Origin of the sequence: Paenibacillus hunanensis, from assembly GCF_034055775.1 — a bacterium.
GTDB classification, from domain to species: Bacteria; Bacillota; Bacilli; order Paenibacillales; family Paenibacillaceae; genus Saccharibacillus; species Saccharibacillus hunanensis.
This window is the reverse complement of sequence record NZ_CP139194.1, coordinates 912266-938109: the sequence shown is the minus strand read 5'-3', so window position 1 is coordinate 938109 and position 25844 is coordinate 912266. Positions and strand designations below refer to the sequence as shown.

General features: G+C 43.1%; 14 protein-coding genes. 3 read left to right on the top strand and 11 right to left on the bottom strand.

Features of this window, described 5'->3' with window-relative positions:
* Window positions 1–7: 7 nt before the first annotated feature.
* From SK066_RS03695 to SK066_RS03680, 4 genes are all read right to left on the bottom strand, one after another.
* Entirely contained in the window at window positions 8–1312 is a 1305-nt protein-coding gene (locus tag SK066_RS03695; protein ID WP_320543687.1) for an ABC transporter ATP-binding protein, read from the bottom strand.
* 28 nt (window positions 1313–1340) lie between these two features.
* Window positions 1341–2123, bottom strand: a complete 783-nt coding sequence (locus SK066_RS03690; RefSeq protein ID WP_320544793.1) for an ABC transporter permease — start codon at window positions 2121–2123, stop codon at window positions 1341–1343.
* Between the two features lie 33 nt (window positions 2124–2156).
* Window positions 2157–5333: a glycosyltransferase gene (locus SK066_RS03685; protein WP_320543686.1), complete on the bottom strand. Its 3177-nt coding sequence runs from the start codon at window positions 5331–5333 to the stop codon at window positions 2157–2159.
* Window positions 5334–5482: 149 nt separating this feature from the next.
* On the bottom strand, window positions 5483–6634 hold the full coding sequence (locus tag SK066_RS03680) for a class I SAM-dependent methyltransferase (RefSeq protein ID WP_320543685.1): 1152 nt from the start codon (window positions 6632–6634) through the stop codon (window positions 5483–5485).
* Window positions 6635–6945: 311 nt separating this feature from the next.
* Between SK066_RS03680 and SK066_RS03675 the strand changes: the two genes are divergently transcribed.
* Window positions 6946–9420 (top strand): O-antigen ligase family protein, encoded by a 2475-nt coding sequence (locus SK066_RS03675; RefSeq protein WP_320543684.1) that lies wholly within the window; start codon window positions 6946–6948, stop codon window positions 9418–9420.
* A gap of 217 nt (window positions 9421–9637) precedes the next feature.
* On the opposite strand, the gene galU (SK066_RS03670) is transcribed toward SK066_RS03675, so the two are convergent.
* The 3 genes from galU (SK066_RS03670) to SK066_RS03660 form a co-directional block, all read right to left on the bottom strand.
* Window positions 9638–10522 carry a UTP--glucose-1-phosphate uridylyltransferase GalU gene (gene galU / locus SK066_RS03670; protein ID WP_320543683.1) on the bottom strand — a complete coding sequence of 295 codons (885 nt, stop codon included), beginning with the start codon at window positions 10520–10522 and terminating at the stop codon, window positions 9638–9640.
* Window positions 10523–10849: 327 nt separating this feature from the next.
* Window positions 10850–11734, bottom strand: a complete 885-nt coding sequence (gene galU / locus SK066_RS03665) for a UTP--glucose-1-phosphate uridylyltransferase GalU (protein WP_188774081.1) — start codon at window positions 11732–11734, stop codon at window positions 10850–10852.
* A 654-nt stretch (window positions 11735–12388) separates the two neighbouring features.
* Complete coding sequence (locus SK066_RS03660) at window positions 12389–14902, bottom strand: U32 family peptidase (RefSeq protein ID WP_250345296.1); 2514 nt, start codon at window positions 14900–14902, stop codon at window positions 12389–12391.
* Between the two features lie 429 nt (window positions 14903–15331).
* Here SK066_RS03660 and SK066_RS03655 point away from each other — a divergent pair, with 429 nt between their 5' ends.
* Entirely contained in the window at window positions 15332–15781 is a 450-nt protein-coding gene (locus SK066_RS03655) for a hypothetical protein (RefSeq protein WP_320543682.1), read from the top strand.
* Window positions 15782–15961: 180 nt separating this feature from the next.
* On the opposite strand, the gene SK066_RS03650 is transcribed toward SK066_RS03655, so the two are convergent.
* The 4 genes from SK066_RS03650 to uvrB form a co-directional block, all read right to left on the bottom strand.
* Window positions 15962–17884 (bottom strand): stalk domain-containing protein, encoded by a 1923-nt coding sequence (locus SK066_RS03650; RefSeq protein ID WP_320543681.1) that lies wholly within the window; start codon window positions 17882–17884, stop codon window positions 15962–15964.
* A 62-nt stretch (window positions 17885–17946) separates the two neighbouring features.
* The gene (locus SK066_RS03645; protein ID WP_250345294.1) at window positions 17947–19089 is read right to left on the bottom strand and encodes a S1C family serine protease; all 1143 of its coding nucleotides are present in this window, start codon (window positions 19087–19089) and stop codon (window positions 17947–17949) included.
* 298 nt (window positions 19090–19387) lie between these two features.
* Window positions 19388–22249, bottom strand: a complete 2862-nt coding sequence (gene uvrA, locus SK066_RS03640; RefSeq protein WP_320543680.1) for an excinuclease ABC subunit UvrA — start codon at window positions 22247–22249, stop codon at window positions 19388–19390.
* A gap of 249 nt (window positions 22250–22498) precedes the next feature.
* Window positions 22499–24499, bottom strand: a complete 2001-nt coding sequence (gene uvrB, locus SK066_RS03635; protein WP_188774086.1) for an excinuclease ABC subunit UvrB — start codon at window positions 24497–24499, stop codon at window positions 22499–22501.
* Window positions 24500–25055: 556 nt separating this feature from the next.
* Between uvrB and SK066_RS03630 the strand changes: the two genes are divergently transcribed.
* Window positions 25056–25844: a flagellar motor protein gene (locus tag SK066_RS03630; protein WP_188774087.1), complete on the top strand. Its 789-nt coding sequence runs from the start codon at window positions 25056–25058 to the stop codon at window positions 25842–25844.

Below are 25844 nucleotides of genomic sequence, written 5' to 3'. Positions count from 1 at the left end.
CTCCCTTTTATTGAATTGGACAGAATTTTATATCTTTAGGAACTAAATATCCTCTACCTTCTTGATACGGTTGCGGATCTTTAACTACAATAACTAGCGCATCATTAATCCACTGTATCTGTTCATGAGCCTGATAAGTTCCAGTGGCTAGTGCAATATCTAAAGAATATTTACCGCTTCTTAAATGAGGAAATACCATTTGAAATTGATAGTGATAGGTATTGCCCTCAATCAATGGAGAAATATGGACTTTCTCAAAATGCGTATTGGATACAATAACTGCATTTCCTAATGCATCTTTAAGTGTAAAACCAAAAATAGGCATGTCTACAGTTTTATTGATATTAATTTTAAAATCGATTGAAATAGGATCCCCGCCAGCTACAACAGTAGACTCTTTACCCGTATCAGAATGAATCAACCGAACCATCTCAAAGTTTCCATCACCATTACCAAATGCTTTAGCTCTGGTAACACCTGATAACAAATCATGAGTTTCCTCTTCTTGTCCTTCCACTGTTACATTACTATATGTTGTAACCGACTGCATTTCTTTGATGTCATAGCTCATAAAAGCCTGATATTCATCAAGAATTTTGTCTGGACGACCTTCTTTAAAAATTTTCCCCTCATCCATCCAGATGATGCGATCACAGAAGCTTGCCAGTGCTCCTGTATCATGACTAACAAACAAGACAGTACCTGTCTTTTTCACTTCACGGATTTTGCGATAGCATTTTTGTTGGAAACGCATGTCACCTACACTTAAAGCCTCATCAACAATAAGAACTTCCGGATTAATATTTATAGCAATTGCAAATGCAAGTCGAACAAACATACCACTTGAATATGTTTTTACAGGTTGATAAATAAAATCGCCAATATCTGCAAATTCAAGAATAGCTTTTATACTTTTGTCCACATAATCTTTGCTATATCCAAGCAATGTACCATTCAAATAGATATTTTCTAAGCCAGAAAGATCTCCGTTGAATCCCGCTCCTAATTCCAATAAAGCAGAAACGTTACCATTGACCTCTACTTTTCCTTCAGTGGGTGATAGCACGCCAGCAATCATTTTTAAAAGTGTTGATTTTCCAGAACCATTTTTACCGATGATTCCTACCGTTTCTCCTCGTTTTACACTTAAGGAAACTTTATCAACTGCATAAAAGTTTTTATGATACTTTTTTTGAGTTAAGCTAAGTACCTCTTTCACGCGATCCATAGGTTGTTTATATAATTTATATATTTTCGTAACATCCTGGATATCAATAAGACATTCTTCCAAGACCAAAACCTCCTGCTCCATGTACTGCTCTTAGCTTGAATGTATTATTTTATAATACATCTGCAAAATGAGACTTCATTCTCTTATAAAAGAAAAAGGATATAATACCAATAACTGCCGTCACACCCCAGAAATAGAGGGTTTGTAATGGGTGCTCAAAAAACCATACTCTATTGATTAGTGCATCCCTATAACCATTAATAATGTAATAGATAGGATTTAACTTAACAATCCATCGAAAGCTTTCAGGAATAACTGATTCTTGCCACATGATGGGTGTCAACCAGATACCAAACTGTAAAAAGATACCTACGATTTGTGTTGTATCTCTAAAAAAAACATTCAGTGTAGATAAAAAATAAGCCAACACAGTAATTAATGCAGTCAAACAAATATTAAAGTATATGATACTGAGTAAATGAATACCTGGAAAGTCACCATATAAACTATAAATTAAAATCAAAAGTAAATTAAATGCAATATTTAAAAAGAACGAAGCCAATACCTTGACTAATGGCAATAATGCAATTTTAAAAACGAGCTTCTTAACAACAAAAGAATAATTAGTAAATGCGCCTGTTGCGTTAATGATTGCATCCGTAAAAAAGTTCCACGGTATGATGGCTGCGCATAGCCATAAAATAAATGGTACATTTGAAATCGGTTGGGCTCTAAATCCAACCTGAAAGACGAACCAGAAAATCAAAATGGTCATTAGCGGTTGAATGATCGCCCATATAACCCCAAAATAAGAACCTGAGTATCTGTTCTTAAAGTCACTTTTAGACATATTCATTAAGAGATGTCTATAATTCCATACCTCTCGAATCATATTCAATGCAAACTCTCCTTTAATAAATGCCGGTTACCGATACTTTTGTAAAGCCTTTTTGAAAGAGTCATTCATAAGTCTTGCTGCTCTAGCCGATGAGAAGAACTCAATATTATCTTGAGTATGCATCATCGAATTTTGCTTATACATTTTAAGATTAGCATAAAACACATCAATTGCTTTTGTAAGGCTGTTAACATCATCTTGACGTGAAATCAATCCGGACTGTTGCTCTTCAACGAAAAGTGCAATATCTCCTACATCAGTTGCAAAAATAGGTGTTCCTACACACATAGCTTCAATCGTAACAATTGGCAATCCCTCATAAATAGATGCGATAAAGAGTGCATCTATTGATTTAACAAATTGAAATACATCTGCGATGTATTTAATTCGATGAACTCTTCCTGTTAATTTATATTCTTTCACAAAATGGTCCACCTCTGTTGAAAGCTCACCATCTCCAACCATTACAAAATCGATATTATCATAGTTTTCAACAATATATTTAGCTAATTTCAACATTTTAAGAGGCTGCTTTTGCTCTGTAAATCGACCAATAAATGCAAAATGCATACGTTCTGGATTAAGACCAAACTTTTTTAATACATCTTCTCTTGAATAAAGTTCCTCATTCATATTTTTCACTTTATCTGTATCCGCAGCTGGGTAAACTAGATCAATATCTGCAGCAGAGATACCGTACGTATCAATAAATTTGTCTTCAATCTTTTTATTAATTGCAATAAAGCGGTCATATGCATGGATAGCAGGCTGATCATAATATTCAATCCAACCGTATTTATAATCATATACGTCTTGCATAACAATAGGAATGTCATTAAACGTTTTGCGCAATGATGTGTTGTTATCCATTGTCCACGGCGAACTGTTGCACATCCATACTAAAGAAGGTTGATACATCTTTTTTAAACTTTCGAGCAAATATAAATAATTATCAAATCCAGAAATTTCAGCAAAATCATAATAATCAATTCCTAAGCGGGCAACTTGATAAAATAAGCTTCCCTGTTCTTTCCGGTGCCGTTCAAAAGTAATTACTACAAAATCATATTCTGATTTGAGCCTTTCCATCACTTCAATGGTATTTCGTTCTACTCCACCCACTGCCATAAATATAGGCAACACAAAAATAACCGGTTTAGGGTGGGTAGTAGGTTCAAGATGCAAATTTTGACTAACTGTAATTGTTTTTTGATTTTTTGTAAAAAGCAAATTATTATTTATACACTTTAAAGACGGGATATATGTGGAAAGATCCTTAGTCTCATTTAAAGTTGTTTCACCTGGAAGTCGGATTAAATTTCCCGTCACTTCAACTTCTCCATTGATTAAAGACTCATACGAATAGTTAGAAGATAGAATAACTGCACTTTTTAATGTTTTCGCATGAATTAATGGAAATTCACTTAATCCATTTGACAATAAAACAAAGTCATAGTTATATTCCAGCAAACATAATACCACATTCAAAAACTGACTTCTGTCCATTGCTTCTTCAATCTGTTCCAAAGCATATACATATTGCTCATAATGATTTGAAGAACAATAATCCAATTCAATCCGTATATCTGGAAAAGCCTCTACGATTTGCTGATACTTTGAAACCAACGACTCAGCAGCTGTCTGATCAGGAAGACTAATTGTAATCCATAATTTTCTTTTACTCTCGTTTTTTTCAGCAACTATCATTTGAGGTTGATGAACATGGTTAGATTGACGATTCATAATTTTTTTTATAGCTTTTTTCAGCAATCTGCCCGCTTGTTTTGATTTCAGTAGGACTCTTTTACCCAACAGATAATTCATTTGATACTTTATGGAAACCGACTTAGTATTTTCAGGTAAGACATCACTAATAATCACTGGATCGATTTGATCGATAAAATTATATTGATTGCCAGTATGCTTCGTCGCATTAGTATATTCAAAATAGATTGGTGTCTCTTGTCCATTTTCAGCAATAGCGACCGCTTTTAAAATCTTCACTTTACAAAAACTATCTAATGCATCAAAGCGAATTTTTCCAAGTTCCGTTTTAGGAATATCTACATGCAGATCAATAACTTTGGCTCCTGCCGTCCGAAATACTACACTATTATGCTCGTTAAACCTATTTTTACGATCAAAAAACAATTGCGCTTTTCCAAAAAACAAATAATTAAATGTAAATCTCTTCGCTTGAATAGGTGTAGCATAATCTTGAGCATCAGAACCCATTACAAGTCCAAGATACATATAATAACTAAATATAATTGAATAAAATTTAGAACATACTTTTTTTAGAAAGGCAGAAGATCTCTTTTTGAGTATTTTTTCAATAATTTTTGTACCCTGAATCATTAAGTAGATTAGCATTCTGCCTATATCAGCTGTAACATCGAACTTTTTATCCGCAGTAATATAATTCGTATATCTTTGATGAACTTCGTCGATATTTACTTTAATTTCATCAAAGCTCAGCTTCGGATGTAATCGTTTAAATGTATTTAATTCTTCACCAGCAGATAGCTGTCGGTTACAAAATTTCATAACATCATTATAGACATGATCATGATAAGCTAAAGCGTTTGGATTGTAGATGATTTGTAGACCATTTTTATAAAGGCGATATCCTAAATCAATGTCTTCAAATCCGTATTTTTTAAATTCGAGACTAAATAAACCATCTAATTGTTCTAACTTCTCACGTGCTACACTAATGTTAGAGGTATAAAAATGTCGGAAGTCCACAATTTCAAAAGGTCTCATCCCAACAAATCCAAACTGTTCACAGCCAATATCAGTAATATGCTTCATTAAATGATTCATTTCGATACCTTCGCGCCATTCAATGCAGCCTAAGGTAGCAAAGTCACTTCCATTCTTTAAATATGCCTCATAATGTTCATTTACAAAATTCAAAGTAGGAAAAATATCATCGCCTGTGAAAATAACGATTTCTCCCTTGGCATATTGATAAGCATGATTTCGGGCGCGCGAAGCACCTCCATGCTTATTCTCCAGCACACGCATTGGAAGTCCTGTACATGCTTTAAGTATATCAACCGAGTGATCGCTTGATTCATCATCGCTAAATATAAGCTCATATTGATACTTAGTATGTGCATCTACTTTTTTCCACTGTTCAAGTAAATCCGGTAAAAGTGAAGCTCGATTATACACTGCAATTATTATACTTACTTGCATCTAGACACCACCAAATAATCATTATATTAATGTACTCCAAAACCAGTATTCCGCATATCAATTTAAAATCCTGCCCTAGTATATGTACTTCTATACTAAGGCAGGATATTCATAAGTTTTAATCATGTTGTATTTTACATAAATCAAGCCTAAATATTATCATTCGCAGCCTTTTCTGTAGCTTCGATCATCTTTTGATAGAAATAATCAACAAATTCACTGATTTCGGACTGACTTAAAATCTTAAAATAGCCCTGTATTGTTATATAAGTTGCGTTTGAAAAATCTCCAGCGATCTCAAATTGAGGATCAATATTCATAAACAAGAAACCCTGCTTATGATATTTTAATGCATTTAAAGGAGCAGTAGACTCTAGCTTGCCATCAGTCAAAATCTCTTCGATATTACAAATACAAAAATTGTCTTCAACTGGATCAAATCTAAACTTCGAAATTTGACTATATGCAGACAGATCAAAAGTGATCGAAAACTTATTATCTGCATGGTTGAGTAATACGGCAGTTTCTTTTTGACTCTGTGAATAATCATTATTTTCAGTGCCTACGTATAAGCTAGAAAAATGAATACCACCGGGATTATCAAACTTATATACCGAATCCAGTTTAATTGATGGGATTATTTTATTCGTGTTAGAACATAAAGCAATCATATATTTTCCAGAAGAATCTAACGAAGAATGCTGAAACATTTTAACATTATCATTCTTTTTGATATCCCCGTAAATACTTGAAACAGTATATAAAGATTGACTGTATAACTTCGTAACAGCAAATTCTTGGCTTAAAAATTGTTTGAATTCATCTTCATAAAATTCATGGATATGGAAAGGATTATGATATCCGCTTTTATCTGTGTAGATCAGCTTATTAGGTGTAGAAATAATCAAAACACCATTCTTTTTTAATACTCTTCTCGCTTCTCTTAGAAATGCACGCTGAATATTTGAATCAACATGTTCAATAACTTCAAAACTGACAACACAATCGAATTCTTCACTATCAAAAGGGATAGCTTCTAAAGACCCTTGTGTAAACTCCAAATTTTTTTGCGAAGCATAATTTTTATTACACCAATCAACAGCTTCTTGTGAAATATCTATACCAATTACTTTTTTTGCAAATTGTGATATTAGAAATGAACCATATCCGGTTCCACAGCCAGCATCTAATACTCTCATGCCTTTTAAACTTTCAGCAATGCTGTTATAACGATGCATATGTTCAGCTTCTATTTCTAAACCATCATTATTAGGTATAAATCGTTCACCTGTATAATCCATAATTGTAATAAGGCCTCCTGAGACGAATCAAAATACTAAAGCAAATCTTTTACATACAAGAATGCAAACTACTTTAGTAAAAACAAGCAAAACTAATCCAATGATATCACTAAGTATAACAGCCACGCAAGCACGGGCCTGTGCAGCTTGGTTGAACTTATATAATGAAAGAATTTGTAAAGTTATACACGCTTATTTAATACATGCCAATTTCAAAAACTGCTTTAACACTAAAACTAGATGTACATCTTAACGTATGATAAAATTCATTAGAAAAGTTTCATATTGTAGATGAAAAGGAGTTTAAAACATTGGCTAATCCAGTATACGGCAAACAGTTTAAAGCGTCCACCGAGGACGGAAAACGAAATGGCATGTTCTGGGTCGTTAACATCTGTCTTATTTTATTTCTGTTGTGGACCCCATTTCAAATTGCATTATTTAATGGTTTGAGCTTTACGTTTGAAAAAGTGATTTTCTGGGCGGTGCTGCTGTCCGGTGTGCTTGTCATTCTAGGAATGATTTATTTTTACAAGCAGGTAAAATTGGACGACCAGCGCGATATGATCTCACTATTGATCATTTTGCTGCCCATCTCGTACATGATTTCCATGTTTGGTGCCGCCTCTTGGCATTATGCCGTAAATATGTTGCTAATTCAATGGATGTACGCATTTATTTTCATCCTGGGCGCCTATATGCTACGAGATCGTCTGTCTAACCGAATCATTCAAATGACGATTATGGGCTCTGCCTACCTTATTATTATGTTTGGCTTTATCAACTGGTTCGGACAGGCTCCACTGGGTGGCAAGCTTGTAGGCTGGTTCGCAAGCGGCGTACAAAACGGCATCTATACCGACGCTGTGATGAGCGACTCCAACGGCTGGCGTCTAACCTCAGTATTCCAGTATGCGAATACATATGCAGCTTTCTTGATGGCAATGCTGTTTGCGGGCTTATTCAATGTGAGCCGTCTGAAAAAGTGGTATGACCACCTGCTGCATGGCTTTATGCTAGTACCGATCATTCTGTCACTGATTTTGACATTGTCTCGTGGTGGTCTGGTTGTACTTCCGTTCGTGCTGCTTGTACTGCTGCTCATGCTGCGTCCGGCGCAGCAAATTTTGTGGATCATCTATATGGTGATTGCAGGTGCGGCGACGGCGATCATTTTGAATCCAGTTACGAATATTGGTTTGCAGATGATTGCCAAGTATGATGGTGTGACAGCGGCTAAAGGCTGGGCGTATGTACTGCTCACTTCGCTGATCGTCGGTCTGCTGGCGATGGCGATCGGACGCTTCGTCGCTCCGAAGCTTGAAGACAAAACCGAAGGCTGGGGCGCACGTCGCTTTGCGAGTGTATGGTTACCGATTGGCTCGGCTGTATTGGGCGGCGTTATTTTAATCCTGCTGATTGCAACGAACCTGCGTAATCTGCTGCCAGCTAACATCCGTGTGCGTTTTGAAAATATTAACTTCCAGCAAAGTAGTGTATTGGAGCGTTTCACGTTCTACCGTGATGCTCTGAAGCTGTTCCGTGATTATCCGTTCTTTGGCGGTGGCGGTGGCGCATGGGGTGCTTCGTTTGAAGCGTATCAAAACAACCCTTATGTCAGCCGTCAGGTCCACAACTTCTTCTTCCAGTACCTGGTTGAGGTTGGTGCGATCGGCTTTATTATTTTCATTCTGTTTATCGGGTTTATTTTCTACAAATATATTTGTGGCTATATCAAATCAGAACGTGAAGCGCGTGAAGGACATTTCCTGTACTTCATCATTGCAGTTTCGATTCTGATGCACAGCTTGCTCGACTTCAACTTGAGTTATGCATATATGGGCATTCTGGTTTTCCTTGGTCTCGGCGGTATGACCGCTGCGATGGATGCACAGCCGCTCAAATATTTGAAGCTTCAAGAAGGTCTGATGCGTGGTATTTATATAACATTGATTGGTCTGGCTGCATTGATCATCTCCTTCACATCCTTGCGCTTTTCACAGGCAGCGGGGGATGTTGTGAAGGTTGCAGAGCTAGCAAGTAGCAAGAATGCTACTTACGAACAATATCGTACGTTGCTGGATGATGTGCTATCGATTCGTAGTACGTATCCAGAGGCTGTCGTATACTTGAGTTCACTGCTAACACAAGGATATCAGCAAACGAAAAATGAGCAATTTTACAATGAAGATCTTGCTTTGCTAAATAAAGCGCATGATCGTGAGCCTTTCAATAAAGACATTGTTAAGCAAATGATCACACTGTATCAGGTTCATGGTGAAAGCGATAAAGCATTCGCTCTACTCGTGGATAGTACTCCGAAATACAAATGGGATATTAGCTGGTATGAAGGTGTCATTGCACAGGCGTATGTTCTGGGTAACCAGGCTTACCAGAGCAAGGATACTGCGGCAGAACAGAAGTATTTCCAAGCAGGTCTGAATGCGTATCAGCAGGTGCTGGACGGTATTCAGTATCTGACCACATTGCCAGAAGGTCAGTTGCAAGGTCGTGAATTCGACGTCACTCCTAAAATTGCACTCGGCGTAGGTGAAATCTACCTGATGCAAGGTGAAACTGCTCAAGCTGTAGATGTACTGAAAAAAGGTGTACGTGACGACCTGAGCGATGCAACGAACAAACAGGCAGCGATCTACTATCTGGCTGCACTGAAACAAGAAGGTCAGGCTGACAAGGCTGTCTATGACAAAGTGATTGCAGCTGATCCTAAAGCAAAAGAACAGATCGACGCGATTGCTAGCCAGAAGTATACGGCAACGAAGTAATCGATAATCAAGCTGGTTATGGATGTTTATCTGAATGTAGGATAAGTGATCTGTTCGATACACTAATACATGAGTAACGAATGATCTAAAGTGGATAATTCAGAATGTAGTGTTCAATGTAATAAGTAATAAAAAGCCGTGCGCTTCCTTAGAAATCAGGGAACGCACGGCTTTTTTAATTAATATCTACATATCGAGCTCTTCTACAGAGTCTTGTTTATTTCTTATCCTCTTCCGCTAGCACTTCGCGCAGATACGTTAGCGTCGAATCACGTAGCTCTGGATGCTTGAGCGCATAATGTACTGTCGTTTGAATAAACCCGCTCTTCTCGCCCACATCATGACGCAGTCCTTCAAACTGATACGCCAGAATGTCCTGAGATTCGCCCAGCTTGGAGATCGCATCGGTCAGCTGGATTTCGCCACCTGCTCCTGCATCCTGGCTACCCAGAATATCGAAGATTTCTGGCGTGAGGATGTAGCGTCCCATGATCGCCAGATTGGACGGTGCTTCTTCGCGTGGTGGCTTCTCGACCAATCCCGTTGCTTTGTACAGACGATCTGAATCTGGCATCGATTCCGCCGCGACCAGACCGTAACGGGATACGTGTTCCCATGGTACTTCTTTCACACCGACTACAGATGCTTCATGTTCTTCATACACATCCATCATCTGCTTCAGACAAGGCACATCCGATTCGACGATATCATCACCGAGCAGTACTGCAAATGGCTCGTCACCGATGAATTTACGTGCGCACCAGATCGCATGCCCCAGACCTTTCGGTTCTTTTTGACGGATATAGTGAATGTCTGCCATTTCGGATGGCTGACGTACCGCATCCAGCAGCTTCCACTTTTCCTTTTCAGTTAAGTTATGCTCTAACTCGAACGAGTAATCAAAATGATCCTCAATCGCGCGTTTGCCTTTACCTGTAACAATGATGATATCTTCAATACCCGATGCTACAGCCTCTTCAATTATGTATTGAATGGTTGGCTTATCCACAATCGGTAGCATTTCTTTTGGCATCGCTTTGGTTGCTGGTAGGAAGCGGGTTCCGAGTCCAGCGGCGGGAATAATCGCTTTACGTATTTTCATAAGTATCCTTTCTACAAATCGTTAATATTCATATAATGCATTAAATATACTATATTTTTTGTTGATTCTGCATCTTTATATGTGTAAATAACTAACTCCTACGTAAAATGCTTAATATAGTCAGTGATCATTTATATATAAAAAATGAAAAGCATGTCTATAGAGGCGAAACATATGCCCCTATAGACATGCTTTTTTTATAAATTAAACTCATTGAAATCGAATATAGTTGTGTACATAATAAAGGTATTTAAATTGTAGATATCATTCAGTATTACTTCTATCATCCATATCCTAAATGATATCTCTACTACAATGTTGCGCTGTTTATTTCTTATCCTCTTCCGCCAACACTTCACGCAGATATTCCAGCGTCGAATCACGCAGCTCTGGGTGCTTCAGCGCATAATGTACTGTCGTTTGAATAAACCCGCTCTTCTCGCCCACATCATGACGCAGTCCTTCAAACTGATACGCCAGAATGTCCTGAGATTCGCCCAGCTTGGAGATCGCATCGGTCAGCTGGATTTCGCCACCTGCTCCTGCATCCTGGCTACCCAGAATATCGAAGATTTCTGGCGTGAGGATGTAGCGTCCCATGATCGCCAGATTGGACGGTGCTTCTTCGCGTGGTGGCTTCTCGACCAATCCGGTTGCTTTGTACAGACGATCCGAATCCGGCATCGATTCCGCCGCGACCAGACCATAACGGGATACATGTTCCCATGGTACTTCTTTGACCCCGACTACAGATGCTTCATGTTCTTCATACACATCCATCATCTGCTTCAGACAAGGCACATCCGATTCGACGATATCATCACCGAGCAGTACTGCAAATGGCTCATCACCGATGAATTTACGCGCGCACCAGATCGCATGTCCCAGACCTTTCGGTTCTTTTTGACGGATATAGTGAATGTCTGCCATTTCAGATGGCTGACGTACCGCATCCAGTAGCTTCCACTTTTCTTTTTCCTCCAGATTTTGCTCCAGCTCAAACGAATAGTCAAAGTGATCCTCAATCGCACGTTTGCCTTTACCTGTAACGATGATGATATCCTCGATACCGGATGAAACGGCTTCTTCGATAATATATTGAATGGTTGGCTTATCTACAATCGGTAGCATTTCTTTCGGCATCGCTTTAGTTGCTGGCAGGAAGCGGGTTCCGAGTCCAGCGGCGGGAATAATCGCTTTACGTATTTTCATGGCATTGATTCCTCCATTTTCTAATATGAATACGTGTATTGTGTTGTACGTGATGGGGCTGTCTCATGGTCATATGTATAACCGGGCATGAGGCAGTGTTCCATTAGCCTGCATACGGCCACGATATATTTTAACCAATAATGAATCAATTTACCCAGCAAAACGATGTCAGATTTTAGGAAAGCGAATACATCTCTAATTAGATGAAGTAACGTGAATATGTACATAGCGTGACATGACCTTTCCTAATTAGCTGCACGGTGTAAACCTAAACTCGTATATACAGTAGTTGAAGCATCATAGCCTAAGTTTAAGTCTCACCCCAATACATATAAAAAAATCCCTTCCAGTAGCGCGCGTATGAGGACGATATACACTATCCTCATTTGTCACGTTGCACCGGAAGGGACCCTGTAGGGGAATATTAAAAAAAGCTTGTATCATTCTTTGCGTATAGTGTAGATGATCATGAGCTAACGTTAACGTCGTTCGCTCAGAGTTCAGGATTATACCGTTTTCTAAACTGCCACTGCCAATATCGAGCAGCATGAAAGTTTCTATACATCTAGCCCATGATCAGAGCATTATCTAAACCGTGCTTTATATCCAGTCATGTCGTTAGACGTTGCAAGATAGTCATTACAAGCTCCAGTCTTACTTCACCAATTGACCGCGAGTAACGCCAAGCTGATTCGTTGCTTTGAGTGTTTTCCAGACCTGTGTACCGCTGATCTCGCCGTGCAGTGCCTGACTGTACAGCTCGATAACTTCACGTACCTGCTCTGGCGTTTCTTCCAGGAACTCAATGCGATAGCTTGGAACGCCCAGCTCTAGGAAGTTGTTCAGGTATTCCGCACCGGATTGCTCGATCGCGTTATACACCGTGTTACGGCAGCCTTCATCGACACGTACCGGGTGAGACATACCGATGCGGTCTTGCAGAGAAACACGGCTGTCTTCACATGGACGACCACAGTTGGTGTAATCTGTACCTTCGCTCAGGAATGTGCAGTATACACAGTGCTCGGTATGGAACATGGGCATATGCTGATGAATCACGACTTCGAGCTTGTCGGTGCGACTGCTGCCAAGCAGATCAACCATTTGCTGAATGTTCAGGTCATATGATGGTGTAACCATATCCAGACCCGCTTCCAGGAACAAATCGACGGTCTTGTGATTCGCTACGTTCAGGGAGAAGTCACCAATCAGCTCAGGATGCGTCTCGTTCGGATGACTTTGACGACGTGCCAGATAGTAGTACAGTGCACCGGTATTACGTACGAGCACTGCATCTGGTTGTAGACGTAAAATGTTCGCATGATAGCCATTTTCGCCTGGCATATGAATGCGTGGTGTTGCCAGTGCGATCTTTTTGCCTGCTGCACGAACGGCTTCAACCGCTGCTGGGAATTGCTTGATGAATTCGAAGTCAGCATAGATCATGTCCACATTGGCTTCCAGCGCAGCATGTACCTGATCCAGATTACGGCATAGTACCGTCAGCATCGCTTCGCTACCTTTTACCGATGGCGCAGCAGAAGCGATATCGTTCATCACCGAAATATCACGCTTGATATACACCGGTGGCTTCGGACGCTCACCTTCCAGTTGCTCAACAGCCTGACGGCGAATCGCATTCAGTTCACGCATTGGGATAATGATATCGCCATGTAGTTGTGCATCCAGCTCATCCAGTTGGAAGATGGTACCGCCCAGACGACCAAATTGCTCTTGCAGCAGCTCGGCATTCATTGGACGCTTCGCTGCGATTTCCAGCTCCATCTCCGAATCTACACGGATTGTCACACCCTTTTGCACGTCCGTCCAGTAGGTTACGAGCGGCTGGCCTGCATGACCGATCGCTTTGACATGAACCGGGAATACACGGTACGGCTTGTCTGTTTCATACGTTTGACGCATACGTTTATCCAGTGCAGGGTCATTCGTTTTCCAGATTTTATCGCCAACATGCACACGCTTCAGGTTCACATCGTTACGTCCAGCTACGATATCTACGATCCAGGTCTCATCGGCTTCGCCTTCGAGCTTTACACCTTGACGGCGCAGATCGTATACACGACCGCCTTCTTCTTTTTGCGTTGGGTCGCCAGCATCGAATACGATACCGTCACCACGCTTGAGTGGAGCTTCCAGTCGGCAAACGACACCGTCACGCAAAATCTTCTCTACGCGTCCCAGGTATACTCCACGGCTTTTCGGGAAAGTTCCATCTACGAGTTGCTTATTGTTCGTACCTTCCAGGAAGCCATGTGTGAAGCCGCGTGAGAAGCTTTGTTGCAGCTCACGAATATCTTCATTGCTAATCGGTGTTGCATCACCGTCAAAATAACGATCGATCGCTTTGCGGTATTTGCTAACCACATTCGCTACATAGGTCGGCGATTTGAGACGACCCTCGATTTTGAAGGAAGTTACGCCTGCTTCGATCAGCTGTGGCATAATATCGATCGCTGCCAGGTCTTTTGGAGACAGCAGGTATGTCACATCACCCATAATTTTCTGTTCACCGTCTACGATCAGATCGTATGGCAAACGGCATGCCTGCGCGCATTCACCACGGTTAGCAGAGCGTCCGCCCCACATCTCCGAAGTCAAGCATTGTCCGGAGTATGATACACACAATGCACCGTGAACAAATACTTCCATCGGCAAACGTGCTTGCTCACCAATCTTTTGAATTTGCTTCAAATTGTTCTCGCGTCCCAGTACGACACGCTCCATATTAAATGGCTTCGTAAATTCTACCGCTTCCGGCGAAGTAATCGTCATTTGCGTCGAACCATGGATTGGGAAATCCGGCGAAATTTCGCGGATCATTTTCACCAGACCAAGATCCTGTACAATGACCGCATCCACGCCTGCATCCACGCAAGCATCGATCAGCTCACGCGCATCTTCCAATTCATTTTCAAATACGAGAATGTTAAACGTCAAAAAGCCCTTTACCCCATAGCTATGCAAAAATGCCATAATCTCTGGCAATTCATCCATCCGAAAGTTATTCGCACGTGCACGTGCATTAAATTTTTCCACGCCAAAAAAGACTGCGTCCGCCCCATTCGCTACCGCCGCCCGCATGCAGTCCCAGTCGCCGGCTGGCGCTAGAAGCTCCACGTCCTGTCTTTGTAATGCTGTATCCGTCATGTAGGTTAATTTCCTCCCGAATTGTCCCTGTTAAGGGCACTGCTATATTCACGGCCCATCGCCCGTTTTCATAATAAAATGGAATACCTGCGCAAAGGCAGCACATACGTCACACACTTTATAATGATTCTAATCCAGTGTACCAGACCTGTATGCTTGTATCTACCGTATCCTTTAAATTTGTATGAAAATTTACAGGCAATTTGCAGGTTAAAGGCAGAGTGCGATAAGATCGATTTGGAAATCATCTCGTTTGATATGTAAAACGGTTATGCCTTGATAGTGAGGAATAAGTGGTTAGCAACTTTGCGATCTTACTTCAGCGAGCCGATAAAATGTATTGGATAGGGCTATTGCCTGTATGGTGAATATGATATTACATAGTAATAGTCGCATTTTAATCTATAATCTGGCAGGTGGATGTACAATATGACCTATTCTTTAGCGAGGATTGAGCAGTACGGACGTCAGCAAGGCTGGTGGTATGATGAACCTTACGAATCCTATATGATCGCATTAAGTGACCTTGGTATTGCAGAGGATTCTGATTTCTTTCGTTTTTTTGTATATGCTGAGGATGGGCCTACTTTTTGTAGTCGTAATCACGAGCTTGCGCATATCGGATGGTTTATGACGAACTCCAGTGATCTCAAGCTAGGCATGACTAATTTGCAAGCTATGGGCTTATCTGATGCTTATGTGCCACTGGATACATTTGCTGGTGAAGGCGGATATGTGTACAACAAGCAGACGGATCAGGTGATGTATATCGAGGCTGGAGCTTTAATGCAGCAAGCATTAGCTGGAACACTAGAACCACAGTGGGCATCGTTTGCTGAATTTTTGCACTGGTATTTTGAACTTGATTCGATCATATGAAAAAAGCTGACGATATAGAAGGAATCACTTCTATATCGTCAGCTTTTTAACTTTTAGCTTGGATCATATGGTTAGACATGCTTAGACTAGGATGAATCTTTAGCGCCGCAACTTATACATATGCATTAGTACTATATGGCTCGTACTATATAGCCCAGCATCATGCAGTCGCTCTAATTATTATTGACCGATCCATTGAAACGAAGACAGCACCTTCGCTATTTCTGTCTGATGCGTACTCGTGTTGTTCGCATCGTTCACTTCATTGGTCAAAATAAAAGTACGTTTGCCTTTAGTGAAAATAGTATAGCTGCCTGTGTACGGCGTTTCGCTATCCGCATACGTAGCGGTGAAGGTATACGCCGGTACCCCTGCGATCGTAGTTGCCTGTCCTTCAGACAAAACAGGCTTCACGCTACTGCTGGCAGATTGCAGTGTCGCCTTCGCATCGGCTACTGCTTTTTCTAGCGAGCTTGTATTTCGGATATCCACATTGAAGCTACCACCTGTGTAGTAGAACGATACGCTAGACGATGTGTAATCATTGCCATTATCTGTCCAGTAACGCGGCACTTGCAAGCTGTAATTATAGGTTGGCGATGTACGCGTGATGGTCTTCGTACGATCGGTTGAATAATAATCTGCTGGCAGATGACCAAAATTGCTGGATAGCGTCTCAAAATCAACCTTCATGGAGTTAACAATCTGTTCAAATTGAGATTGAACCAGTGGATCATCGGAATGACCGCTGTATTCAAAGTAATAGCGATAGTCGTCCTTTTGCAGTAATACTTCATACTCGGTATACCACTGGTCATCATTATAGCGATATTGCATCTCGTTCACGAGCGCTGCTTGACCATCAATCTGACGCTCCGTTGTGCTCACATAACGATAATGATCGGCAGCAAAACTATCGCCAAACCAGGTACGGATATCCTTCGCCCAATCTTGCAACGATTGTCCTGCCGGTACCCCGTATGCTCCGAACTTGGCATAAGCGCCGTCTTTGCTGGAAGCTTCGTTGGAATCATCGCTGATCGTCCAATCCGATGGCAGGTTGACCGAAATGCCGTAATCAGCATTTTCAAATGCCTGTCCTTCCTCCTCTGACTCGCTGCCCTCTGTCAGGTCTTCTGACTTGCTATCATTTGTATTAAAGGACATCTGGAACGAATCCAATAACGCATGATTATCTTTAAAATCTTTGTACGTAAACGCTTCGGAATCGGCATACAGCACATAATACAGATTGCCATTACCTGCATATAAACGTGTCTCAGACAGATAACCCTCATCTGTTTTGCTGACTACACGAGCATACGTACCGTTTGCACCATTCACGATCTGTTGATCCAGCACGGTATCACCGAGTACCTGTATATGGTTAAGCAGCTCATTCAGCAGATCATCGGGGTCTGGTTGCGTATAGACCGAGCTTGTAACCGTATCTGGCTGTACAACAACCTGTAGCAAATACGTACTTTCTTTGTTCATAAAGTTCGATATCGTTGCGTCCGAGCTACCAAGATAGACGAGATCGTCTGGATATTTTACCGACCATTGGTACTTGCTGCTACCGACACGTGTTTTATCCGCATGCTCGCTTGCAGTATCGCCGCTACCAGCTTGTGTTTCCGCAGAGGATAGTGTGATCACAATCTGCCCGGATACGACCTTCATTTTACCACCGATCCCTTCCACGAGCGGACGAAGTGGAACCATCAGCGTGCCACCGCGCATAACTGGTGCCGCAGGCAGAGCAATCTTCTTGCCGTTCACTGTTGCCGATTTGCTACCGATTGTCATCGCAATCGTATGCTTGCCGGAGATTAATTGAACAGTATTGTTCTCGTGCAGCTCAACTGTAGCGCCAAAAGCACGCGAGAATAGCCCAAGCTGAACCATCGTTGCACCCGCCGCTTCATAGGGCTTAATGATCGTCTGCTTGTCGCCGTTGATCGTAGCCGCCGTACTGCCTTTTTTAATTTTCAGCTCCAGCATCTCAGCTGCCGAAGCAAAGCCTGCTCCAGCATAAGCTGTTGTGGCGGTCATTACCGCAGTCAGCATCCCTGTCGCAGTAATACGCATCCATTTATTCATTTCAGTTCCTCATTTCTATAGTCAAAAGTGGATGTTGCGGAATGGAAGTGAAACGCTGATGATTATTCTCCGCCAGCTTCTTCGTCAGTGGATACGACCGCATCCGTTGTCTGGGATTGGGTAAGCTGAACGGTACGTGTCACAATATCACCCGCCGATTGCATCATAAGCTTTACCTTGTCACCCGGCTTGTAGGAACGGAATAGCTCATTCAGATCTACTACAGTGTGTACCCGCGTGCCGTTCACGCTATACAGAATATCGCCTTCCTTAATGCCTGCCTTTTTCGCACCTGCGGAATGAACAGCAGCGACAGTCAGTGCATCATTCGTTGGTAGCCCGATCAGTGCATCATCGCTTTCTTTGAGCTCCAGTCCGATCGATGCGCGGCGGACTTCACCATAAGCGAATAATTGTTTGATAATATATTGTACGGTATCTGCCGGAATCGTAAATCCAAGATTATCGACACCTACCGCTTCGTATTTCATCGTGTTGATGCCTACTACTTTTCCGTCCATATTGATCAGCGGTCCACCACTGTTACCTGGATTGATCGCCGCATCGGTTTGTAGCAGGTAGTAGGACGCATCTACAGCACGATTCACACCGCTAATAATGCCTGATGTAGCTGTATTACGCAGCGACAGAGACAGCGGAGTACCGATCGCGATTACCTGCTCACCCACCTCAGGCTTTTGAGACGAGGATACGAAAGAGGCTGTTTTCAAGCCTGTAGCATTGATTTTAACGAGCGCCAGATCGCTGACGGTATCGCTGTAAAATTCCTGCACGATATACGTCTTGTTATGTCCGCTTGCATCGGATGTGATTACCTTTGCTCCATCCTCCATGTTAGCGATAACATGAGCATTGGTTACAATCCAGCCATCCTTGGAAATGATCACGCCTGAGCCAAAAGCAATACCTGGATCATCCGGATTGTACTGCGAATCATCGCCACTTGCAGCGCTTTCTGCCATATAAGCTTCTTTTGTAGGTACACCAACAATCCCTACAACCGAAGGTGAGATGCGGGCAATGACTTTCGTGTAGCCGGCACTAGTTGAGGACGCACGCAAATGCGGTGCGGTATATGTATAGCCGGATGCTGCTGCCGAAGCAAAGGTAGCTAGAGGTACAGAGCCAATTAAAGTGACGCCGGCGATAACAAGTGCGGTTACGGGGATATGGAGTTTTTTCAAATTCATCCAGCCTTTCTGTAGTTGCTTGCTTATCTATTATTCATCCTGAATCAGGATACAAACCGATGTAGACGTAAAACTGCACACTGACGCGATTCTGTAAAAACTTGTATTTCAAATGTAACATATATGCTAGATCGCTAACAATCTGCTGGATGTACCCAAATGGATACAGTTTTGACACTATTGGTAGCTCTTACATTGGTAATTATTCATTATGTAAACCCGAAGTGATCCCTTTGACGCGATCGATCACTTCGGGCACTGATTTAATTGCTATCGGATCTCGTATAGACGATTATACCTGACTACTTTCAAGCTCACGACTACGCACGGTATCGCGCTCCAATACCGGCTTCAAATAACGACCAGTGTAGGAATTCTCCACACCTGCGATATGCTCTGGTGAGCCGGATGCTAGAATCGTTCCACCGCCGCTACCGCCTTCTGGCCCAAGGTCGATCAGATAGTCGGCTGTTTTGATCACATCGAGATTGTGCTCGATGACGAGAACCGATTCACCGGAATCAACCAGACGCTGCAACACTTGTAGCAGACGCGCAATATCATCCACATGCAAGCCAGTTGTTGGCTCATCCAAAATGTACATCGTCTTCCCTGTACTGCGACGATGCAGTTCAGAAGCCAGCTTCACACGCTGCGCCTCCCCCCCGGACAGTGTTGTTGCCGGTTGACCAAGCTTCACATAGCCAAGACCTACATCAAGCAACGTTTGCAGCTTGCGATGAATACGAGGCATGTTTTGGAAAAATTCAACTGCATCCTCAATCGTCATATCGAGTACATCAGCGATCGTACGATTTTTATATTTTACTTCCAGTGTCTCACGGTTATAGCGTTGTCCTTTACAGATTTCGCAAGGTACATACACGTCCGGTAAGAAGTGCATCTCGATCTTGATAATACCGTCACCACGGCAGGCTTCACAGCGTCCACCCTTGATGTTGAAGCTGAAGCGACCTTTTTTGTAGCCGCGTACTTTGGCTTCATTCGTCTGAGCGAACAAATCACGGATATCATCGAATACACCGGTATAGGTTGCCGGGTTGGAACGTGGTGTACGCCCGATGGGCGATTGGTCGATATCGATCACCTTGTCGATATGCTCCAGACCACGAATTTCACGGTATTGCCCTGGAATCACGCGTGCTTTATTCAGATCACGAGCCAGCGTTTTGTATAAAATTTCATTCACCAGCGTCGACTTACCGGAGCCGGATACACCTGTTACAGCTGTGAATAGACCGATTGGAATCTTCACATTCACGTTTTTGAGGTTATTTTCCTTCGCGCCGCGTATTTCGAGCCAGCGCTCGCCAGGTTGACGACGCTCCAGCGGTACCGGAATGAACTTACGTCCGCTCAAATATTGTCCGGTCAATGAATCCGGATGATCCATCACTTCAGCTGGTGTACCGGCTGCAATGACCTGTCCACCATGGATCCCCGCACCTGGGCCAATATCGATAATATGATCCGCAGCCATCATCGTATCCTCGTCATGCTCTACGACGATCAATGTATTGCCCAGATCACGCATATGCTCCAGCGTCTTGATCAGACGATCATTGTCACGCTGATGCAGACCGATACTCGGTTCATCCAAAATGTACAATACGCCTGTCAGACTGGAACCGATCTGTGTTGCCAGACGAATACGCTGTGCCTCACCACCGGACAATGTACCTGCTGCACGCGCCATCGTTAGATAATCCAAACCGACATTGACAAGGAAGCCGAGACGACTGACGATCTCTTTGAGGATCAGACGAGCAATGCTGAATTCCTTTTCGCTCAATTGGATATTTTGGAAGAAATGAAGCGCATCATGAATCGGCAGCTCTGTCGTATCGGAAATATTTTTACCATCGACGCTTACTGCCAGAATTTCGCGTTTCAGACGCTTGCCTTTACATACCGGGCATGGCTTCGCACTCATATAGCCTTCGATATATTCGCGCATACTGTCTGATGACGTATCCTTGTAACGACGCTCCAGGTTAGGAATAATTCCTTCGAATACAACCTGAGCTTCTTTAGTTCGTCCGAAGTCACTTTCATAGCGGAAACGAATCTTTTGTCCATCAGAGCCATTCAGGATCAAATTCATCTGATCGGCTGTCAATTCGGATACAGGAATATCCATCGGAATTTTATAATGCTCGCAGACGGATTTGAGGAATTGTGGATAGTAATTCGATAGACCACCGCTCCACGCCTGAAAAGCACCTTCTTCAATCGTTTTACTTTTGTCAGGAATGAGCAGATCCGGGTCAACTACCATTCGAATCCCGAGACCATCACATTCCGGACAAGCACCGAATGGACTGTTAAATGAGAACATACGTGGCGACAGCTCTTCAATGCTGAATCCACAGATCGGGCAGGCAAAATTCGAGCTAAAGCGTAGCTCCTCCTGACCGATAATATCGACCAGCAATTGACCACCCGACATCTTCAGTGCCATCTCAATCGAATCGGCAAGACGTGCTGTAACATCTTCCTTGATCACGATCCGGTCAACGACAACCTCGATCGTATGCTTTTTATTTTTCTCCAGCTGAATATCCTCAGACAGATCGCGCAGTTCACCATCGACGCGAACCCGTACAAAGCCCTGCTTGGAAATCTCGGCAAATACACTTTTGTGCTCGCCTTTACGACCGGAAATGATAGGCGCAAGAATCTGTAGACGGGTACGCTCTGGATATTCCATAATCCGATCGACCATCTGCTCTACGGTCTGAGACGTAATTTCAACGCCATGATCCGGACAATGTGGATGTCCTACACGTGCAAATAGGAGACGCAGGTAATCATAAATTTCCGTTACCGTACCGACAGTAGAACGCGGGTTACGGCTTGTTGTTTTCTGGTCAATTGAAATCGCTGGCGATAGTCCATCAATCGAATCCACATCCGGCTTGTCCATTTGACCGAGGAACTGCCGTGCGTAGGCAGACAGCGATTCTACGTAACGGCGCTGCCCTTCCGCATAGATCGTGTCAAACGCGAGCGAGGACTTGCCCGATCCGCTCAAACCGGTTAATACGACAAAGCTGTCGCGCGGAATCTGAATATCGATATTTTTAAGATTGTGCGCGCGGGCACCCTTGATTTCAATAAATTTGTTCAGCAAAGCTCCAACCTCCAACTCCGGTGCTTCCGGAAGAATCAATATGCGAATCTACATGCCTGATGAACAGGTATGACGAAATGCTCCGCATAAGCTATTTAGTAACAGATAAGATACATATTAAAATGCATCTAGTATTCGTCATTTATTCTTTATGGTTTATCTATGATAAAGGTTGTCAGGAATCCTTCCTAAATAACAGGAAGGATTGTCCGACAACCTTTGATGTAAGTCTGTTCATGTTGAGTGTGTCTAGCTCATCTCTGCGCGTAGTTCAAGCACCGCATCGCGCAGCTCAGCTGCACGTTCAAACTGCAAGTCCTTCGCAGCTGCCTTCATCTCGCCTTCTAAACGCTCGATGAGAGCAACGCGTTCGCGCTTGGACATTTTCGCCTTGGATGCTTCTGCCATATAATCGGCTTTGCCCTCGGCAACCTTGGTCGCTTCGATCACATCGCGTACCTTTTTGCGAATCGTCTGTGGTGTAATGCCATGCTTCTCATTGTAAGCCACCTGAACGCTACGGCGGCGCTCGGTTTCCTGCATCGCCCTCGCCATGGAATCCGTAATCTTATCGCCATACATGATAACGCGACCTTCGGAGTTACGTGCCGCACGACCGATCGTCTGAATCAATGAACGTTCAGAACGCAGGAATCCTTCTTTATCGGCATCCAGAATGGTCACCAGCGATACTTCAGGCAAGTCCAGACCTTCCCGAAGTAAGTTGATCCCGACGAGTACATGGAACGTACCCAGACGAAGATCCCGTAAAATCGCCATCCGCTCCAGCGTCTTGATATCAGAGTGCATGTACCTGACTTTAATACCGACTTCTTTTAAATAGTCGGTGAGGTCTTCCGCCATCTTCTTCGTGAGTGTCGTCACAAGCACACGCTCGTCCCGCTCAATCCGCTGTCTGATCTCACCGATCATATCATCGATCTGACCTTTCGTTGGTCGTACCTCGATGATCGGATCAAGCAAACCAGTCGGACGGATAATCTGCTGCGCCATCGTATCGCAATGTTCTAGCTCATACGGCCCTGGGGTCGCGGAAACGAAAATCATCTGACCAACCTTTTGCTCAAATTCTTCAAACTTGAGCGGACGGTTATCCAGTGCAGATGGTAAACGGAAACCGTGATCGACCAGTACATTTTTACGCGCCTGGTCACCATTGTACATGGCACGAATCTGTGGCAAGGTCACGTGCGACTCGTCAATCACGACAAGCATATCGTCTGGAAAATAATCAAGCAGCGTATACGGCGTTTCGCCGCGCTCGCGGAAGGTGAGTGGTCCCGAGTAGTTCTCGATACCGGAACAGAAACCAATCTCCTTCATCATCTCCAGATCATAACGTGTACGTTGTTCCAAACGCTGCGCTTCCAGCAGCTTGCCTTGCTCACGGAACAGAGCCAATTGCTGCTCCAGCTCACGCTCGATATTGCCAATCGCTACACGCATCGTCTCTTCTTTGGTAACAAAGTGAGAGGCTGGGAAAATCGCAATATGATCACGTTCACCCACCAGCTCACCAGTCAGTACATCGATCTCGGTAATACGTTCGATCTCGTCACCAAACAGCTCCACACGAACCGCCTGTTCACCGCGTGAAGCCGGGAAAATCTCAATCACATCACCGCGTACACGGAATGTACCCCGTACAAAGTTAATATCATTACGCTGATACTGAATATCAACCAGTCGCGACAAAATTTCGTTACGCGACTTTTCCATGCCTACTCGTAACGATAGTAGCAAACCACCGTAATCTTGCGGAGAACCGAGGCCATAAATACACGATACACTGGCTACGATAATCACGTCGCGACGTTCAAACAGCGAACTGGTCGCCGAGTGGCGCAGTTTATCGATTTCTTCGTTAATACTGGAGTCTTTTTCGATATACGTGTCTGAGGATGGAATATACGCCTCAGGCTGATAATAATCATAATAGCTGACAAAATAATCGACCGAGTTATTCGGGAAAAATTCTTTGAACTCGCTCGCCAGCTGCGCAGCCAGTGTCTTATTGTGTGCAATGACCAAGGTTGGTCGCTGTAAACGTTCGATCGTCTGCGCGATTGTAAAAGTCTTACCTGTACCGGTCGCACCGAGCAGCGTTTGAAACTTTCTGCCCTCGTGTACGCCTTCGACTAATTCCTCAATCGCTCTGGGCTGATCGCCCTGCGGGGAAAATTCCGACTGTATCTCAAATTTTTTGGAGCTGACAACAATATCGTTCATTGCCCTGCATCACCCTATCGTCTAAAATATAAATTACGTGTGCCCGATAATAACAAAAGAGACCGTACATGGGAATGCCCGGTACAGTATACTTTACCCAGCGTTCGCTGAAGCGGCACATCCCGAATGAACGAATCTCGTTAATGGTACATATTCACCATGCCATCCGTCCCTTGAAGCGCACTGCATGAATCATTTGACATATGCAGTACATGAATCAACATATCCGCGCAAAGATTTGCAAAATGATGGATATTGCCAAACGCTCCAAATGGTTAAATAATGATATAGCAACGTTCTGTCCCGACCGTGTCGTAGCCCTGAAAATCCTCTCAGGATTTAACAGTACGAGCACCGGAATAGGAATGTTTGTTCCCTTCTATTATACTCTTCGAAACCTATTTATGCAATTGAAACAGCGTCTGTAAACAACACTTTTTTCAATTATTTTCATATGGATGAGATGAAGATACAGCATATACACCACTGTCCCTTCATCGATACTCACGTTCCAGTACAGACTTCGCTTCCCGCATGCAGAACAGGAGATGGATACATGGATTTGACAACAATTATTGGAATTATTGCAGGTATTGCTGCATTGATCGGGGGGTTTTTATGGGAAGGCGGCGACGCTGGTGGCTTGATTCAAGGCGCTGCCGCATTAATCGTATTCGGGGGAACTGCGGCAGCTGTGGTGATCAGCTTTCCGGCATCTCGTCTTAAAAAGGTTCCGCAGGCCATCATGACGGTATTCATTCCAGCGCGCACAGATAATGAGCAATTGATCGAGGATGTGGTCAATATGTCGATGCACGCGCGCCGTGCTGGTGTACTGGCACTAGAGCCACAGGCGGTTTCACATGAGAATGCTTTCTTACGTGAAGGCTTGCAGCAAGTCGTAGACGGAACCGATCGTGATGTGATTCGCCAGATTTTGGAGCTGGAGATGGGCAAGACGGAACAGGAATACGAGCAGTATGCCAAAATCTTTGACTCTGCGGGTGGATATGCACCTACGATGGGGATCATCGGTACCGTTATGGGTCTAATTCAGGTACTCAGCAGTCTAAATGAACCGACAGGGCTGGGCGCTTCGATTGCAGTCGCATTTACAGCAACACTTTACGGGGTAGCCAGCGCCAATCTGATCTTCCTGCCGCTCGCCTCCAAAATTCGCGCACGTGCCGAATTGGAGATTCAAACGATGGAAATGCTGCTAGAAGGTATTCTCTCTATTCAAAATGGTGAAAATCCACAGCTTGTTCGTCGTAAACTGGAGACGTTTGTGACCGGACAAGATAACGGGTATGATAACAGCCCGGCATCCATGAAGGAGGAATAA

Excerpts from the sequence above, each read along its gene's own strand:
- SK066_RS03695 (WP_320543687.1), bottom strand. The coding sequence starts at position 1,312 with ATGGAGCAGGAGGTTTTGGTCTTGGAAGAATGTCTTATTGATATCCAG.
- SK066_RS03690 (WP_320544793.1), bottom strand. The coding sequence starts at position 2,123 with ATGATTCGAGAGGTATGGAATTATAGACATCTCTTAATGAATATGTCT.
- SK066_RS03685 (WP_320543686.1), bottom strand. The coding sequence starts at position 5,333 with ATGCAAGTAAGTATAATAATTGCAGTGTATAATCGAGCTTCACTTTTA.
- SK066_RS03680 (WP_320543685.1), bottom strand. The coding sequence starts at position 6,634 with ATGGATTATACAGGTGAACGATTTATACCTAATAATGATGGTTTAGAA.
- galU (WP_320543683.1), bottom strand. The coding sequence starts at position 10,522 with ATGAAAATACGTAAAGCGATTATTCCCGCCGCTGGACTCGGAACCCGC.
- galU (WP_188774081.1), bottom strand. The coding sequence starts at position 11,734 with ATGAAAATACGTAAAGCGATTATTCCCGCCGCTGGACTCGGAACCCGC.
- SK066_RS03660 (WP_250345296.1), bottom strand. The coding sequence starts at position 14,902 with ATGACGGATACAGCATTACAAAGACAGGACGTGGAGCTTCTAGCGCCA.
- SK066_RS03655 (WP_320543682.1), top strand. The coding sequence starts at position 15,332 with ATGACCTATTCTTTAGCGAGGATTGAGCAGTACGGACGTCAGCAAGGC.
- SK066_RS03650 (WP_320543681.1), bottom strand. The coding sequence starts at position 17,884 with ATGAATAAATGGATGCGTATTACTGCGACAGGGATGCTGACTGCGGTA.
- uvrB (WP_188774086.1), bottom strand. The coding sequence starts at position 24,499 with ATGAACGATATTGTTGTCAGCTCCAAAAAATTTGAGATACAGTCGGAA.
- SK066_RS03630 (WP_188774087.1), top strand. The coding sequence starts at position 25,056 with ATGGATTTGACAACAATTATTGGAATTATTGCAGGTATTGCTGCATTG.